Annotated in this window: 17 protein-coding genes and 1 tRNA gene; 12 read left to right on the top strand and 6 right to left on the bottom strand. The window is 71.8% G+C overall.

The window, feature by feature from the left end:
- Positions 1–57: 57 nt before the first annotated feature.
- Genes ACFVQG_RS06650 through ACFVQG_RS06660 form a run of 3 tightly spaced genes read left to right on the top strand, consistent with a single transcriptional unit; the run spans position 58 to position 1,547 of the window.
- Positions 58–636 (top strand): helix-turn-helix domain-containing protein, encoded by a 579-nt coding sequence (locus tag ACFVQG_RS06650; protein ID WP_383377555.1) that lies wholly within the window; start codon positions 58–60, stop codon positions 634–636.
- Positions 637–647: 11 nt separating this feature from the next.
- Positions 648–1,157, top strand: a complete 510-nt coding sequence (locus ACFVQG_RS06655; protein ID WP_383377975.1) for a GNAT family N-acetyltransferase — start codon at positions 648–650, stop codon at positions 1,155–1,157.
- Between the two features lie 30 nt (positions 1,158–1,187).
- The gene (locus ACFVQG_RS06660) at positions 1,188–1,547 is read left to right on the top strand and encodes an MmcQ/YjbR family DNA-binding protein (RefSeq protein WP_383377557.1); all 360 of its coding nucleotides are present in this window, start codon (positions 1,188–1,190) and stop codon (positions 1,545–1,547) included.
- Here the strand turns inward: ACFVQG_RS06660 and ACFVQG_RS06665 are convergent.
- Together ACFVQG_RS06665 and ACFVQG_RS06670 are read right to left on the bottom strand one after the other, a co-directional pair.
- Entirely contained in the window at positions 1,503–2,438 is a 936-nt protein-coding gene (locus ACFVQG_RS06665) for a transketolase family protein (protein WP_383377559.1), read from the bottom strand. The two genes, ACFVQG_RS06660 and ACFVQG_RS06665, sit on opposite strands and share 45 nt — an antisense overlap.
- 50 nt (positions 2,439–2,488) lie before the next feature.
- A complete protein-coding gene (locus tag ACFVQG_RS06670) occupies positions 2,489–3,184 on the bottom strand; it encodes a transketolase (RefSeq protein WP_383377561.1) in 696 nt (231 codons plus the stop codon).
- Between the two features lie 137 nt (positions 3,185–3,321).
- On the opposite strand from ACFVQG_RS06670, the gene ACFVQG_RS06675 reads away from it, so the two are divergent.
- The 3 genes from ACFVQG_RS06675 (at position 3,322) to ACFVQG_RS06685 (ending at position 5,387) form a co-directional block, all read left to right on the top strand.
- A tRNA-Pro gene (locus tag ACFVQG_RS06675) sits at positions 3,322–3,395 on the top strand.
- Between the two features lie 518 nt (positions 3,396–3,913).
- Positions 3,914–4,444: an RNA polymerase sigma factor gene (locus ACFVQG_RS06680; protein WP_383377977.1), complete on the top strand. Its 531-nt coding sequence runs from the start codon at positions 3,914–3,916 to the stop codon at positions 4,442–4,444.
- Positions 4,428–5,387, top strand: coding sequence for a hypothetical protein (locus ACFVQG_RS06685; protein ID WP_383377563.1), 960 nt, complete (start codon positions 4,428–4,430; stop codon positions 5,385–5,387). The genes ACFVQG_RS06680 and ACFVQG_RS06685 overlap by 17 nt, the downstream gene beginning before the upstream one ends.
- 7 nt (positions 5,388–5,394) lie before the next feature.
- On the opposite strand, the gene ACFVQG_RS06690 is transcribed toward ACFVQG_RS06685, so the two are convergent.
- Together ACFVQG_RS06690 and ACFVQG_RS06695 are read right to left on the bottom strand one after the other, a co-directional pair.
- Positions 5,395–5,907 (bottom strand): DUF6624 domain-containing protein, encoded by a 513-nt coding sequence (locus ACFVQG_RS06690; protein WP_383377565.1) that lies wholly within the window; start codon positions 5,905–5,907, stop codon positions 5,395–5,397.
- Positions 5,908–5,948: 41 nt separating this feature from the next.
- Positions 5,949–6,419 (bottom strand): ATP-binding protein, encoded by a 471-nt coding sequence (locus ACFVQG_RS06695; protein ID WP_383377567.1) that lies wholly within the window; start codon positions 6,417–6,419, stop codon positions 5,949–5,951.
- Positions 6,420–6,825: 406 nt separating this feature from the next.
- Between ACFVQG_RS06695 and ACFVQG_RS06700 the strand changes: the two genes are divergently transcribed.
- The 4 genes from ACFVQG_RS06700 to ACFVQG_RS06715 all read left to right on the top strand — a co-directional run bounded on the left by ACFVQG_RS06700 (position 6,826) and on the right by ACFVQG_RS06715 (position 9,576).
- On the top strand, positions 6,826–7,692 hold the full coding sequence (locus tag ACFVQG_RS06700; protein WP_383377569.1) for a helix-turn-helix domain-containing protein: 867 nt from the start codon (positions 6,826–6,828) through the stop codon (positions 7,690–7,692).
- Positions 7,693–7,695: 3 nt separating this feature from the next.
- Complete coding sequence (locus ACFVQG_RS06705; RefSeq protein WP_383377571.1) at positions 7,696–7,941, top strand: DUF397 domain-containing protein; 246 nt, start codon at positions 7,696–7,698, stop codon at positions 7,939–7,941.
- Between the two features lie 252 nt (positions 7,942–8,193).
- On the top strand, positions 8,194–9,003 hold the full coding sequence (locus ACFVQG_RS06710; protein ID WP_383377573.1) for an SAM-dependent methyltransferase: 810 nt from the start codon (positions 8,194–8,196) through the stop codon (positions 9,001–9,003).
- A gap of 18 nt (positions 9,004–9,021) precedes the next feature.
- Positions 9,022–9,576: a GNAT family N-acetyltransferase gene (locus ACFVQG_RS06715; protein ID WP_383377575.1), complete on the top strand. Its 555-nt coding sequence runs from the start codon at positions 9,022–9,024 to the stop codon at positions 9,574–9,576.
- A gap of 288 nt (positions 9,577–9,864) precedes the next feature.
- Here ACFVQG_RS06715 and ACFVQG_RS06720 read toward each other — a convergent pair whose 3' ends face one another.
- Both ACFVQG_RS06720 and ACFVQG_RS06725 read right to left on the bottom strand, forming a co-directional pair.
- Positions 9,865–10,401 carry an NUDIX hydrolase family protein gene (locus ACFVQG_RS06720; RefSeq protein ID WP_383377577.1) on the bottom strand — a complete coding sequence of 179 codons (537 nt, stop codon included), beginning with the start codon at positions 10,399–10,401 and terminating at the stop codon, positions 9,865–9,867.
- A 39-nt stretch (positions 10,402–10,440) separates the two neighbouring features.
- Entirely contained in the window at positions 10,441–11,253 is an 813-nt protein-coding gene (locus ACFVQG_RS06725) for an SAM-dependent methyltransferase (protein ID WP_383377579.1), read from the bottom strand.
- A gap of 126 nt (positions 11,254–11,379) precedes the next feature.
- Here ACFVQG_RS06725 and ACFVQG_RS06730 point away from each other — a divergent pair, with 126 nt between their 5' ends.
- Both ACFVQG_RS06730 and ACFVQG_RS06735 read left to right on the top strand, forming a co-directional pair.
- Positions 11,380–12,252, top strand: a complete 873-nt coding sequence (locus tag ACFVQG_RS06730) for a Cof-type HAD-IIB family hydrolase (RefSeq protein ID WP_383377581.1) — start codon at positions 11,380–11,382, stop codon at positions 12,250–12,252.
- Between the two features lie 72 nt (positions 12,253–12,324).
- Positions 12,325–13,569 (top strand): amidohydrolase, encoded by a 1,245-nt coding sequence (locus tag ACFVQG_RS06735; protein WP_383377583.1) that lies wholly within the window; start codon positions 12,325–12,327, stop codon positions 13,567–13,569.
- The last annotated feature ends 25 nt before the right edge of the window (positions 13,570–13,594 follow it).

Consider the following 13,594-nt stretch of genomic DNA (forward strand, 5'->3'; position numbering starts at 1 on the left):
TCCCGCATCTGGTTGGCCCGTCCCGGGCTGTCTCGCATCTGGGATAGCATCCCGCATATGAAACGCCCGACTCTCGATCCCGACCCCGTCGACACCCGTCTCGGCGCCCGCCTCGCCGAGCTGCGCGCCGAGCGCGGCTGGTCCCTGGGGGAGCTGGCGGAGCGCAGCGGTGTCAGCCGGTCGACGCTCTCCCGCGCCGAGCGGGCCGAGATCAGCCCCACCGCGGCCGTGCTCAACCGCCTGTGCGCCGTCTACGGCCGCACGATGTCCCAGCTGCTCAGCGAGGTCGAGGCCGAACCCGCCCTGCTGCTGCGGGCCGCCGACCAGCCCGTGTGGGAGGACCGCGCCTCCGGGTTCGTCCGCCGGTCCGTGTCCCCGCCGCACGCCGGGCTGCGCGGCGAACTGGTCGAGGGACGGCTCACCGCGGGCGCCGACATCGCCTACGACCGTCCGCCCGTACCCGGCCTGGAACAGCACATCTGGGTCCTGGAAGGCGCCCTGTCGGTGACCGCGCGGGACATCACCCACGACCTCGGCACCGGGGACTGTCTGCGGCTGCGGGTGTGGGGACCGACCCGGTTCCGGTGCGCGGGGCCGGAGGACGTGCGGTACGCGCTGGCGGTGGTGCTGCCGTGAGGGCGGTCAGGATGGACGAGCGTGAACTACTGGCGATCACGGGCGAGTTGGCGGACCTGCTCACCGACACGGTGGACGGCGGCGCCTCCGTCGGCTTCATGCCGCCGTTCGGCCGCGCGGAGGCCGTCGCCTGGTGGCGGGGGCGCGCCGCGGACGTGGCCGCCGGGCGGCTCGCCGTCTGGGTGGCGCGGGAGGACGGCACCGGCCGCGTGGTGGGCACCGTCAGCCTCGCCTTCCCGGACAAGCCCAACAGCCGCCACCGCGCCGAACTGGTCAAGCTGATGGTGCACCGCACGGCCCGCGGGCAGGGCCTCGGCCGCGGGCTGCTCACCGTCGCGGAGACGGCGGCGGCCACGGCCGGGATCACCCTCCTGCACCTCGACACCGAGACCGGCAGCCCCGCCGAACGCCTCTACGGCTCCGCGGGCTGGACCCGCCTCGGCGCCATCCCCGACTACGCGGCGGGTCCGGACGGCGAGCTGCGCCCGACGACGATCTACTACAAGCGGCTGAGCGGCTGATTGTCAGTGGTGGCGGCTACGGTGCCTGTCATGCCGCACGCCGAAGACGTACGCCGTATCGCCCTGTCCCTGCCCGATACGACGGAGAAGACCGCCTGGAGCATGCCCACGTTCCGGGTCGCGGGGAAGATGTTCGTCACCCTGCCGGAGGACGAGACCTCCATCGCGGTGCGCTGCCCGAAGGAGGAGCGCGACGAACTGGTGCTCGCCGAGCCGGAGAAGTTCTGGATCGCCGACCACGAGGCGCAGTTCGCCTGGGTACGGGCCCGCCTCGCCGCCCTGGAGGACGAGGGCGAGCTGCGGGACATCCTCGCCGACTCCTGGCGCCAGGCGGCCCCGACCCGCCTACTGGACGCCCACCCGGACCTGGGGCGCCCCGAGGCGACCTGAGACGAACCCGGCGATCCGCTCCCGCAGCGACCCGGCGTCGAGCCCATGGGCGGCGACATGCTCGGCCACGGTCCCGTACCGCCGCAGCTCCCGCCGCCCGACGCCGAGCCCGAGCACCCGGTGGGGGACGTCGGCGAGCGCGTCGTTCACGGCGGCCGTGGAGGTGCCCGCGAGGTACGGCTCGACCAGCACGACGTCCGGCGTGGCCGCCCAGACGGCCCGCCGCAGCCCGGCCGCGTCGAAGGGCCGTACGGTCGTCGCGTACAGCACGGTGACATCGAGCCCCTCGGTCGCCGCGAGCACCGCGTCGAGCACCGGCCCCACGGCGACCACGACCCCGGAACGCCCTTCGCGGACGGTGCGGAGCCGCTTGCCGTCGACGGGGACGGCGGTCGTGTTCGACTGCACCGACAGCCGCACATAGACCTTGTCGTCCCCGGCGGCGACCGCGCGCCGCAACAGCGTCTCGGCCTCGTCGGGATGCCCCGGCACATGCACGGTCCAGCCGTCGAGGGTGTCGAGCAGGGCCACGTCCCCGGGCGCCATGTGCGTGTAGCCGCCCGCGGGCCAGTCGAACGACGCCGCGGCACTGACCAGCACCGCGCCCACCCCCTGATGCCCGAGATCCAGCTTGACCTGCTCGAACGGCCGCTCCACCAGGAAGCTGGCGAAGGTGTGCACGACCGGCCGCAGCCCGGTCAGCGCCAGCCCGGCCCCGGCGCCGATGAGCAACTGCTCACGGATGCCGACGTTGACCACCCGGTCGGGGTGGCGCCGCCGCGCCTCCTCGAACCCGTCGGTGCCGATCTCGGCGAGTACGACGGCGACCCGGGGGTCCTCGTCGAGCAGCCGGGAGACGACGGGCCCGAAACGTTCACGCATGGTGTCCATGAGGGGATACAACTCCTTGTCCTGAAGGTCTCGTTGACGTACCCGGCGCCTCAGCCGGACTTGGCCTCCACCCGGGCCACGACCACATGGGGGCGCCCCGGATGCGGCGCGGTGAAGGCGGCGTACAGCGCCTCGTGGTCCCGCCCGTCGACGGTCACCGCCGACCAGCCCGCCGCCTCGAAGCGGGCGGCGATGCCGCCGGGCCGCGCGTGGCTGGCGGAGGAGTTGTCGACGACGACGGTGTGCAGCCGCTCAAGACCCGCGGGCCCCGCGAAGGCGATGGCCTCGTGGTTGCTGCCCTCGTCCAGCTCCGCGTCGCCGACCAGCACCCACACCGCCGGATCGTCCAGCCCCTGCGCCCGCAGCCCCAGCGCGGTACCCACCGCGATCGGCAGCCCGTGCCCCAGCGACCCGCTGCCGATCTCGGCGCCCGGCACCAGCATCCGGTCCGGGTGGTGCCCGAGCGGCGAGTCGTACGCCCCGAACCCCGGCAGCCACTCCACGGGCACGAACCCCTTGGCGGCCAGCACCGCGTAGTACGCCATCGGCCCGTGCCCCTTGGACAACAGGAACCGGTCCCGCCCCTGGTCCGCCATCGTCTCCGGTCCGACCCGCAGTACCCGGTCGTAGAGCACCCACAGCACATCCAGCGTGGAGGTGGCCGCGGGCCCGTGCTTCTCGTCGCCCGTCATCAGCCCCATGAGCCCCGACAGGCGTTCCTTGATGCTTGCCTCGATGATCGCCATAACGCCGATCGTGCAACCTCAACCAAACTTCAGGTCAAGCGCACACCGCCGGAAAATGCCGCGCGCGACCACGGACCCGAGTGCGGTATTGTTTCCCTGCGCGTTTCACCCGGGGGAAACCCCAGGTCAGACGGCAACGGGACGTGGCGCAGCTTGGTAGCGCACTTGACTGGGGGTCAAGGGGTCGCAGGTTCAAATCCTGTCGTCCCGACTCGTGAGAGTCGTAGATGAGGGCCGGTTTCGGAGACATCCGAGACCGGCCCTCGGTCGTTCTCCTCCGTCGCGCGCCGCGGGGAACGCGTGAGCGACGAACGCGGAAGTGTTCGTAGGCAAAGGGTCGCGAACGGGGCGTAGGGCCGTTTTCGGTTGCCTGAGGCATATTGTGTGACGCTCGTCACGCGCTGGTCGGTGGGGAGTTGGTGGGGCTGGTCGCCGCGCAGGTGGGCGTGGCGGAGGGGGCGTCGGGTGGCCCGGAGTGGCGCTGGTGCGTAATCGAACGGATTCGGTGGGTGAGAATCCGGGCCCGGTGGATGCACGATGGCGCACTCCACCACGCCATCACAGGCAGAGGGCGCGAGCCGCGTCCTTCCGGGCCCGTGGGCCCGTTGGCTTATCGAAGGGGCGAAATCCCGTGTCTTTTTCCTTAGGTGGCGGTCAGCGTCGGGGCGATCGCAGGGACGGGCGGGTGTGAGACAGGACGTACTCGAAACGCGTACGGGCGTCACGACGATGACCAAGCTGCCCCTGGACTTCGAAGCCTTCCACCGGATGCACCGCCCGGCGTACGTGGCCTGGGCGAGGACGTACCTGCGACACCGGGCCGATGCCGAGGAGGCCGTCGACTGGGCGTTCGAGCAACTGCTCACGACCTGGCCGCAGGTGCTGGCGAAGGAGAGCCCGGCGGCCTACGCCTGGCAGGTGATGAAGCACCGTACTGTCGATGTCGCCCGGGCCCGCGGCCGACGCGAGTCGCTGATCGAGACCGCCGCCTTCGAGACCGCCGCGCTGCGTGAGGCGGTCGACCCCATAGGGCAACTGGAGGAAAGCCTGAACCTCTTCCAGGCGATCGAGGCCCTGCCCGAACGGCAGCGGGACGTCATCGTGCTGCTCTACAGTCACGGGCACTCCGTCCGCGAGACCGCCGAACACCTCGGCATCACCCCCGCGGCGGTCCGCTCCACCGCCCGCTACGCACGCCGCCGCCTGCAAGAGATCCTCGGCCTGGCCAAGAAGGAACGCGCCGATGACATCGCCCGTTGACCATCTGCTGGGCCGGGCCCGGCTGGTCATCGAGCCCTACACCCTCGCGGAGATCAACGCCGCGGCCGACCGCCTCGCCGCCCGGCGCTGCCCTGCCCTCGACCCGCACGACACGGAGCCCGCGGCCGAGCCGGGGGATGAACAGGACGCCGCGGCGCAGGACCTGCGCACCCTGTGCGAGACGGCCGTCATGAGCGACGGCGCCCTGTCCAGCCTGCGCCGCTTCGTGGCCCGCTGCCTGCCCGAACCGCCCGCGGCGCGCGTGCTGGGCTGCATCCTGCAACTCACCGAACGAGAGGACTCCGCGCGGCTCTGGTGGCAGTACGCGGCAGGCGCCGGAGACAGCGCCGCGACCTACTGCCTGTACCTGCACCACATGGCTCACGGCGAGCGACCCGAAGCGGAGTGGTGGTGGAACACCCAGGCCGCGGCCGTCACCCGCGACCACGGTGAACCGGACGGCGCACCAGCGGAGTCCACGACGACACCGCGTGTCCCGAGGAGGCTGAAAGCCCACGAGCAGGCCCCCGACCTGGCCCTCCGCACGGCACAGGTCAACGCCGTCCTCGACTACGTGCCCGCGGCCGTGGCCTACGTCGACGACGACCTGGACCTGCCGCTGCCCGACCCCGACTTCACCGACCGCATCACCTTGCTGACCACACCGGACCCGGGTCCGCGTCCACGCGGGCCGCAGCCTTCCCCCACCGTGACGGAACGCCGTACCCGCGAGGCGCGTGTCCGTCCCACGGCCGCGACACCGGCCCCCGGATGGCAGTGGCACGACAGCGGGGGTGCCTTCGGCTACCGGCAGCGCGTCGGAAGCATCGCCGCGGAGTGGCGTCGGCAGCAGGCGTTGCGGGCGTTCTGGCGGCACTGCGAGAAGTGCGCCGACTGCGACCCGTCGGGCATCCCCTGCCCGGCCCACCAAGCGCTGTGGTGAGGCCCGGTCAGTCGTGGACGCACAGCGCCCGCAACGCCCGCACGTGCTCCTGGAGCGGGCCCAGGCCGACGTCTCGGCGGCGCTCGTCGACGTGGTCGGGATCGTCGAGGGGATAGGGGCGCAGGGTCCGGGGGTCGATCCGGGTCCCGTAGGACTGCGGCTGCCCCTGCTCGACGGCGCAGTGGTCGGCGACGTAGGCGAGATGGATCGCCGGGCAGCGCCCGTCCGCCGTGGCCCGGGCGATCAGGTCGCGGCAGCTACGCCGGAAGCCGGGGCCGGGGGCGTGCAGCAGGATCATCAGGGCCGCGGTCGAGGCGTGCGGGCCCACCACATCGGCGGTCGGCCAGCCATGGCGGCGCACGATCGTCGCGAGGGCCTCGGCGTTGTCCCGGTGGCACTGGGCGATACGGCGTCGGAGCGCTGGTAGCGGGCTCGCTTCCGCCTGCCGCATCAGTTCCCGGTCCTCGTCGGCTCTGCGCGTCAGCTCGCTGGCGAGCGCGGAAGCGAGGCCGGAGGCCATGGGGGGCGGTGTGGGGGACGGTGTGGGGGGCGGTGTGCCCTTCATAAGGACACCCCGGGTCGTCCCAGGGTGAACCACACGCGCTTGCCGGGGTTCCCGGGCTCGGGCGCCGCCACGCCCCAGTCGTCGGCCAGCGCGGTCACGATGGTCAGTCCGCGCCCCGATTCGGCCGTCTCGTCCACCACCGCGGGTGACTGCGGCAGCGCGGGTGAGCTGTCGGCCACGGTCACGCGCAGGGCGTGCTCGGTGCAGTCGATGATGACGGTGACCGTGTCCGTGGGGCCGTGGCTCGCGTGTCGCACGGCGTTCACGAAGAGTTCGTCGGCCATCAGGACAGCGTTGTCGACCTGTTCGGGTGGCAGCCGGAGGCCCGCGAGGTGCTCGGTGACGGTGCGCCGTACCGTGGCGGCCCAGGACGGGTGGGCCGGGACGGTGGCGCGGTGGTGGAGAGGCTCCTCACCGTCGGCCGGTGAGGGTGACGGCCCCTGGTGCCGTGTCGTGAATGCCGCCATCGGTTCTCCTTTGTGCGCGGTGCGGTGCGGTGGTGGCTGCCCCGAGCCACCCGCCGTTCCGCTGTGCAGCCAGGCGTGTCGCAGGGATGCCTGGTTGTGCGCAGGTCGCTGAGGGGGGTGTGGGTGGCGACGTAGCCGGACGGGGACGGACCGGTGCTGCTCTCACGCACGCGCACACGCGCGTCCGGGCGCGCACCTGGCGCGCCATCAATTCCCTTGCTGGCAAACACAATTGGGTCCCGCTGCGTCCGTGTTGTGGGCCACGTCACGCTAGGCACTATGGCCGCCGGGAGGATCGATACGCAAGCGGCGTTCTGATAATTTCAGAACTACCCACATCGCTCTGTCTGTGTCGTCGACGGCGTGGCACACTTCACACTGTGGCGGCCGTTCCCGGAGGTTGGATGTGAGCGAGAACCGCTCAGGCGGCAGTGCACCCACCGTCCTGCGAATAGTTCTCGGCAAGCGCCTGCGGCAACTGCGCGAGCAGGCGGGACTGTCGTTCGAGGACGCGGCACGCGCCATCGAGGTGACGCCGCTGACGGTTCGCCGGATCGAGAAGGCCGAGGTCGGTCTGCGCATCCCGTACGTGCGGGAACTGCTGCGCGCCTACGGCGTCAGCGCGCTGGAGATCGACGACTTCCTCGCCATGGCCAGGCAGGCCAACCAGCCGGGGTGGTGGTACACGTACCGCGACGTGCTGCCCGACTGGTTCAAGGCCTACGTCAGCCTGGAGAGCGAAGCCAGCGTCATCCGCCTCTACGAACCCCACTACGTCCCCGGCCTGTTGCAGACGCACGACTACGCCACCGCGCTGTTCCGGGTCGGGTTCCCCAACGAGTCGAAGGAGGAGATCGCCCGCCGAGTGGACCTGCGCCTCAGGCGCCAGGACCTGCTCACCAAGCCGGAAGCCCCGGCCATCTGGGCCATCCTGGATGAGACGGTGCTGCGTCGGCCCGTCGGCGGGGCCGAGGTGATGCGGGTGCAGATCGACCGGATACTGGAGGCCCTGGAGCAGCCGAATGTCCGGATCCAGATCATGCCCGTCTCCGTGGGCGCGCACCCGGGTGCCTTCGGCCCCTTCCACCAATTCCGCTTCGGATTCTCCGAACTCCCCGACGTCGTCTACACCGAGAACCTCACCGGCGCGACCTATGTCGACCGGCCGGAGGACGTCGTCACCTATCTCGAAGTAATGGACCGGATGTCCGTGCAGGCGGAGCCGGTCGCGCGAACCAGGGACATCCTGGGCGAACTGCGTAAGGAGTTGTGATCCATGCGATCCGAGGACCCCATCTACAGTGGCATGCCCGCCGCCGACCTGGGAACCGAGGGCTGGCACAAGCCCTGGAGCGGCACGAACGGCGGCAGTTGCGTGGAGGCCAAGCGGCTGCCCGACGGCAGCGTGGCCTTCCGTCAGTCGAAGGACCCCGAAGGCCCCGCGCTGGTCTACTCCCGTGACGAGATGATCTCGTTCCTCAAGGGCGCGAAGGCAGGCCAGGCGGACTTCCTGATCGCCTGACACATCCCGCGGCACACGGAGGGCCTGCCGCCCGCACCGAGGAGGTTTCATCGCCGTGAAGGCAACGGGACGCACGTGCCACCGAGGCCGTGCACACCACCCATTCCTGCCGCTTGCCCTGTCGCAAGGCGCGGCGATGACCCCGCGTCGGCCCCGCAGGCCCTCCCCGTGCCGGACCGGGGCGACCGAGCACCACCACCAGACACCGGCGTTAAGCCGCTAATCCGCGTACGCATGGCAGGAGAGACCCCCATGGCAGACGGCCAGTCCACCCCCGCCCAGAAGGCGTTGTCCAAGATCGACACCACGGTGCCGCACTCGGCCCGCATCTGGAACTACTGGATGGGAGGCAGGGACAACTACGAGGTGGACCGCGTCGCGGGCGACGCCTACCGCGAGGTCGCCCCCACCATCGAGACCATGGCCCGCGCCTCCCGCCAGTACCTGATCCGCGCCGTGACCCTGGTGGCGGGCGAACTCGGCATCCGCCAGTTCCTCGACATCGGCACCGGCCTGCCGACGTACGACAACACCCACCAGGTCGCCCAGCGCATCGCGCCCGAGGCGCGCATCGTCTACGTCGACAACGACCCGCTGGTCCTCCGGCACGCCGAGGCCCTGCTCACCAGCACCCGCGACGGCGTGACGGAGTACATCGACGCCGACCTGCACGAACCCGAGAGGATCATCGACAACGCGCGGCGGATCCTGGACTTCGACAAGCCGATCGCCCTCATGCTCATGGGCATCCTCGGCCACATCCAGGACTACAAGGAGGCCATCTCCATCGTCCAACGCCTCCAGGCCGCCCTGCCCTCCGGCAGCTACTTCGTGCACTACGACAGCACCGACACCGACGAGTCCCTCAAGTCCGCCCAGCAGGGCTACGACGACACCGGCGCCATCCCCTACGTCCTGCGCAGCCCCGAGCAACTCGCCGCCTACTACGAGGGCCTCGAACTGCTGGAACCGGGCATCGTCTCCTGCCCCCTGTGGCGCCCCGAGCCCGGCACCACCCCCGAACCCACGGACATCTACGGCGGTGTGGCCCGCAAGTCCTGAGGGCCCACCATGGTGCGCATGACCTTGGCCACTCCCGTACTGCACACCGCTCGCCTGCGGCTGCGCCCCTTCACCGACGCCGACGCGGACTCCCTCTTCGCGCTGCACAGCAGCGCCCACGTGCTGCGCTACTGGGACTCCCCGCCGTGGGACGACCGGGCCCGCGCGGAGCGCTTCATCGCCATGTGCCGGACGATGGCGGACGACGGCACCGGGGCGCGGCTGGCCATCGACCGTGCCGCTGACGGCGCCTTCGTCGGCTGGTGCGGTCTGACCGGATGGAACCCGGACTACCGCAGCGCGTCGTTGGGTTACGTCCTCGGCGACGCGATGTGGGGCCACGGCTACGCGACCGAGGCCGCGCACGCCCTGCTGCGGTGGGCGTTCGACACACTGGACCTGAACCGGGTCCAGGCCGAGACCGATACGCGCAACCTGGCGTCCGCCCGGGTCCTGGAGAAGGTGGGGTTCGTGCGGGAAGGGACGTTGCGGGAGGACTGCGTCGTGAACGGCGAGGTGTCCGACTCCTGGGTGTTCGGGTTGCTCAGACGGGAGTGGCTTCCGCGCCGCTGAGGCGACGGGCGCCGCCGGGGACCAGGTGTCCGCCGCCTCCCCCTCGGGACAGTGCGCGGTCCGTCCAGACGGGGCTGTGCACGGCCGTTCGGCGGTGCCTGGCACGCGAGACCGGGAACGTCCGCCTGCCGCTGGTCATCGGCCCGTTCGAGGAGCTTGTCAACCCGGCGGCGTGTGGCCGGGCCCGGCGACACGCCGTCGGCGCCCGGCGCGTCCAAGTGACATGCGGGCACCCTGGTCTCACTCACCCCCGACGGGCGACTGCGTCCCGGGTGACCGCGCCGCCCCTCAGGTCGCCAGGCCCGCGTGGGACAGCGCCTGTCGCAGCAGCACCCCGTGGCCGCCCGGCATCTCGCTCTGCAGCGCGGGGGACAGCGCCTCCTGCGGACTGAACCAGACCAGGTCCAGGGCGTCCTGGCGGGGGCGGCAGTCGCCGCTCACCGGGACGATGTAGCACAGCGACACCGCGTGCTGGCGCGGGTCGTGGTACGGCGTGATGCCCTGGGTCGGGAAGTACTCCGCGACCGTGAAGGGCTGCAGGGACGGCGGGACCCGGGGCAGGGCGACCGGTCCGAGGTCCTTCTCCAGGTGGCGCAGCAGGGCGTCCCGGACGCGTTCGTGGTGCAGTACGCGGCCGGAGACCAGGGTGCGGCTGACCGTGCCGTCCGGCCCGATGCGCAGCAGCAGCCCGATGCTGGTGACCTCGCCGCTGTCGTCGACGCGCACCGGCACCGCCTCGACGTACAGGATCGGCATCCGGGCGCGTGCCATCTCGAGTTCGTCCGGGGACAGCCAGCCGGGCGTGGTCTCGGTCATGTCAGACATTGGGTGATCATACTTTCAGGAGGCGTCGCGGGGGGTCGGTCAGGGTTTCACGGCCACCGCGCCGAACTGCGGCACCACGGCGGGGTCCTGGAGACCCGAGCGCCAGGCCGAGCACGACACCAGGCCGGGTGCGAGGAGTTCCAGTCCGTCGAAGAAGGCGGCGACGTCGGCGCTTCCCCGGGCCGTGATCGGTGGCGTGGCGTTCTCGTTCCAGAACGCCATCGCCGCCCGCTGGCCCGCGCCGCCCAGCTCCGGCTCGTACGTGGGATGGGTGAGGGCGAGGTGGCTGCCGGAGGGGAGCGGGGCCATGATCCGGCGGACGATCTCGCGGGCCTCGCCGGTGTCCAGGACGAAGTTCAGGATGCCCAGCATCATCACCGCCACCGGGCGGGTGAGGTCGAGGGTGGCCGCCGCGCGCTCCAGGATGGTGTCCGGGTCGTGCACGTCGGCGTCGACGTAGGCGGTGGCACCCTCGGGCGTGCCGGTCAGCAGGGCGCGGGCGTGCAGCAGCACGATCGGGTCGTTGTCGACGTACACGATCCGGGACTCGGGCGCGGCGCGCTGGGCGATCTCGTGGGTGTTGTCCGCCGTGGGCAGTCCGGTCCCGATGTCGAGGTACTGCCGGATGCCGCGCTCCTCGGCCAGGAACCGCACCGCCCGGCCCAGGAAGCCCCGGTCCGCCCGGGCGACATCCCTGATCAGCGGGAACATCGAGGCGACATGGTCGCCCACCTGCTGGTCGACCGCGTAGTTGTCCTTGCCGCCGATCCAGTAGTTCCAGACGCGCGCGTTGTGCGCCACGGTGGTGTTCAGCCGTGGTGTGCCCTCGACGGGGGTGTGGCTCTCGCTCATGCCGGTCGGTCGCCCTCCTCGGGTCCGTGGCGTTCGTGGTGCCGCCCTCATGATCACCGCGTGGCGCCCACGGCGCAACGGGCCCGGCGGCGGGAGCGCGGGCGGGCCCGGTTAGGGTGAGCGGTCATGCCGTACTCCGAACCGTCGCTGCTCACCTCCTCCGATGCCGCCCATGGCGCCCCCGACATCAGGCTGATCGTCACCGACATGGACGGCACCCTCCTCGACGACGACAAGCGCGCCCCGCGCGAGCTGTGGACCGTACTGGAGCAACTGCGCGAGCGCGGTGTGCTGTTCAGCCCGGCCAGCGGACGCCAGTACGCCACCCTCGCGCGCGAGTTCGAGCGGGCCGCGCGGGGGATGGTGTTCATCGCGGAGAACGGCACCTACGTCGTCCGGGACGGGGCCGAGCTGAGTTCCGACCCGCTCGCCCCGGCCGTCGTCTCGCGGGTCGTCGAGGCCGTACGACGGCTCGGTGCCGAGGGCACCGACGTCGGCGCCGTCGTCTGCGGCAAGCGGTCCGCCTATGTCGAGCGGACCGACGAGGCGTTCCTGGCCGAGGTGCGCAAGTACTACGTCGAGCACCGCGTCGTCGAGGACGTCACGGCCGTCGACGACGACATCCTGAAAGTCGCCCTCTACGACTTCGGGCCCGCCGAGCGGACCACCGCGCCCGCGCTCGCGCCCTTCGCCGACACCCACCAGGTCGTCGTCTCCGGCGAGCACTGGGTCGACGTCATGAACCGCACCGCCAACAAGGGCGCCGCCATACGCCAGCTCCAGCGCGACCTCGGCATCACCCCCGCGCAGACCCTGGTCTTCGGCGACTACCTCAACGACCTGGAGATGCTGGACACCGCCGAGTGGTCCTTCGCCATGGCCAACGCCCACCCGGACGTCATCAGCCGGGCCCGCCACCTCGCCCCCGCCAACACCGACAACGGCGTCCTGCGCACCATCGCCCGCCTGCTGCGGCTGCCCGATCCCGGCCCGCGCTGACGCCGTACCGGGCAGGATGTGCGCAGCACGCCCGCCGAGCACCGCGCCGGACGCCACCGGAAGGAAGCAGCCATGAGCGAGCCCGCCGCCGTCGCCCGCCGCACCCGCGACATCACCTCCGGCCTCGACCCCGCCGACCTGGAGGGCTTCTACCAGGACCTGCACCGGCACCCCGAACTGGCGTTCGCCGAGCACCGTACGGCCGCGCGGCTCGCCATGCGGCTGCGGGCGGCGGGATACGAGGTGACCGAGGGCGTCGGCGGTACCGGTGTGGTCGGTGTGCTCCGCAACGGCGACGGGCCGGTGGTGTGGCTGCGCGCCGACATGGACGCGCTGCCGGTGCCGGAGGCGACCGGGCTGGAGTACGCCTCCACGGTCGACGGGGTGATGCACGCCTGCGGCCACGATCTGCACCTCACCTGGCTGGTGGCGGCGGCCGAGGCGCTCGCCGCCGCCCGGGAGACCTGGTCGGGGACGCTGGTGCTGGTCGGGCAGCCCGCCGAGGAGCACGGCGGGGGAGCGGCGGCCATGGTCGCGGACGGCATCCACGAGCGGTTCCCGCGCCCCGACGCGCTGTTCGGGCAGCACGCGGTGCCGGGGCGGGCCGGGCTGCTGTCGCACACCCCCGGCCCGATCATGTCGTCCTGCGACGACATCGAGGTGGTCGTGCACGGCCTCGGCGGCCATGGCTCGCGGCCCGAGTCGACCGTCGACCCGCTGGTGACGGCCGCGTACATCGTCACCCGGCTGCAGAGCGTGGTCTCGCGCGAGATCGCGGCCAAGGACTCGGCGGTGCTCACGGTGGGGCGGTTCCACGCCGGGTCGCAGGCCAACATCATCCCCGCCGAGGCGCGCCTCGCGCTGAGCCTGCGCACCCGGGACGCCGTCGTGCGGGCGCGGATGCTGACGGCCGTGCGGCGGATCGTCACCGGCGAGTGCCAGACGGCGGGCTGCCCGGCCCCGCCGGAGATCACGGTCCTGGACGCGTACCCCACCACCGTCAACGACGCCGCCCTGGACGCCGAGATCGCCACCGTCCACCGGGAGCTGTTCGGCGCGGACGCCGTCGTCGACTTCGGCCCGGCGATGGGCAGCGAGGACTTCTCGCTGCTGGCGCCGCCAGGGGTGCCGTACGACTACTGGTTCGTGACCTCGACGCCGCCCGCGGTGTGGGACGCGGTGCCCGGCGTGGAGCTGGCGGAGAAGATCGGCCGGGTGCCGAGCAATCACAGCCCGCTGTTCGCGCCGGATCCGGCGGTGCTGGTGCCGGGGGCGCGGACGCTGGTGTCGGCCGCTCTCAGCAGGCTGACGGTCTGAGCACGCCTGACGTCCCCGGCGGACT

The organism is Streptomyces sp. NPDC057877 (assembly GCF_042796855.1).
In the GTDB taxonomy this organism is placed as follows: Bacteria; Actinomycetota; Actinomycetes; order Streptomycetales; family Streptomycetaceae; genus Streptomyces.

Bases quoted from the DNA above. Each gene is read 5' to 3' on its own strand.
- ACFVQG_RS06665 (WP_383377559.1), bottom strand. From the start codon at position 2,438: ATGGACACCATGCGTGAACGTTTCGGGCCCGTCGTCTCCCGGCTGCTC.
- ACFVQG_RS06720 (WP_383377577.1), bottom strand. From the start codon at position 10,401: ATGTCTGACATGACCGAGACCACGCCCGGCTGGCTGTCCCCGGACGAA.
- ACFVQG_RS06655 (WP_383377975.1), top strand. From the start codon at position 648: ATGGACGAGCGTGAACTACTGGCGATCACGGGCGAGTTGGCGGACCTG.
- ACFVQG_RS06660 (WP_383377557.1), top strand. From the start codon at position 1,188: ATGCCGCACGCCGAAGACGTACGCCGTATCGCCCTGTCCCTGCCCGAT.
- ACFVQG_RS06670 (WP_383377561.1), bottom strand. From the start codon at position 3,184: ATGGCGATCATCGAGGCAAGCATCAAGGAACGCCTGTCGGGGCTCATG.
- ACFVQG_RS06685 (WP_383377563.1), top strand. From the start codon at position 4,428: ATGACATCGCCCGTTGACCATCTGCTGGGCCGGGCCCGGCTGGTCATC.
- ACFVQG_RS06710 (WP_383377573.1), top strand. From the start codon at position 8,194: ATGGCAGACGGCCAGTCCACCCCCGCCCAGAAGGCGTTGTCCAAGATC.
- ACFVQG_RS06650 (WP_383377555.1), top strand. From the start codon at position 58: ATGAAACGCCCGACTCTCGATCCCGACCCCGTCGACACCCGTCTCGGC.
- ACFVQG_RS06730 (WP_383377581.1), top strand. From the start codon at position 11,380: ATGCCGTACTCCGAACCGTCGCTGCTCACCTCCTCCGATGCCGCCCAT.
- ACFVQG_RS06735 (WP_383377583.1), top strand. From the start codon at position 12,325: ATGAGCGAGCCCGCCGCCGTCGCCCGCCGCACCCGCGACATCACCTCC.
- ACFVQG_RS06690 (WP_383377565.1), bottom strand. From the start codon at position 5,907: ATGGCCTCCGGCCTCGCTTCCGCGCTCGCCAGCGAGCTGACGCGCAGA.
- ACFVQG_RS06725 (WP_383377579.1), bottom strand. From the start codon at position 11,253: ATGAGCGAGAGCCACACCCCCGTCGAGGGCACACCACGGCTGAACACC.
- ACFVQG_RS06680 (WP_383377977.1), top strand. From the start codon at position 3,914: ATGACCAAGCTGCCCCTGGACTTCGAAGCCTTCCACCGGATGCACCGC.
- ACFVQG_RS06715 (WP_383377575.1), top strand. From the start codon at position 9,022: ATGACCTTGGCCACTCCCGTACTGCACACCGCTCGCCTGCGGCTGCGC.
- ACFVQG_RS06705 (WP_383377571.1), top strand. From the start codon at position 7,696: ATGCGATCCGAGGACCCCATCTACAGTGGCATGCCCGCCGCCGACCTG.
- ACFVQG_RS06695 (WP_383377567.1), bottom strand. From the start codon at position 6,419: ATGGCGGCATTCACGACACGGCACCAGGGGCCGTCACCCTCACCGGCC.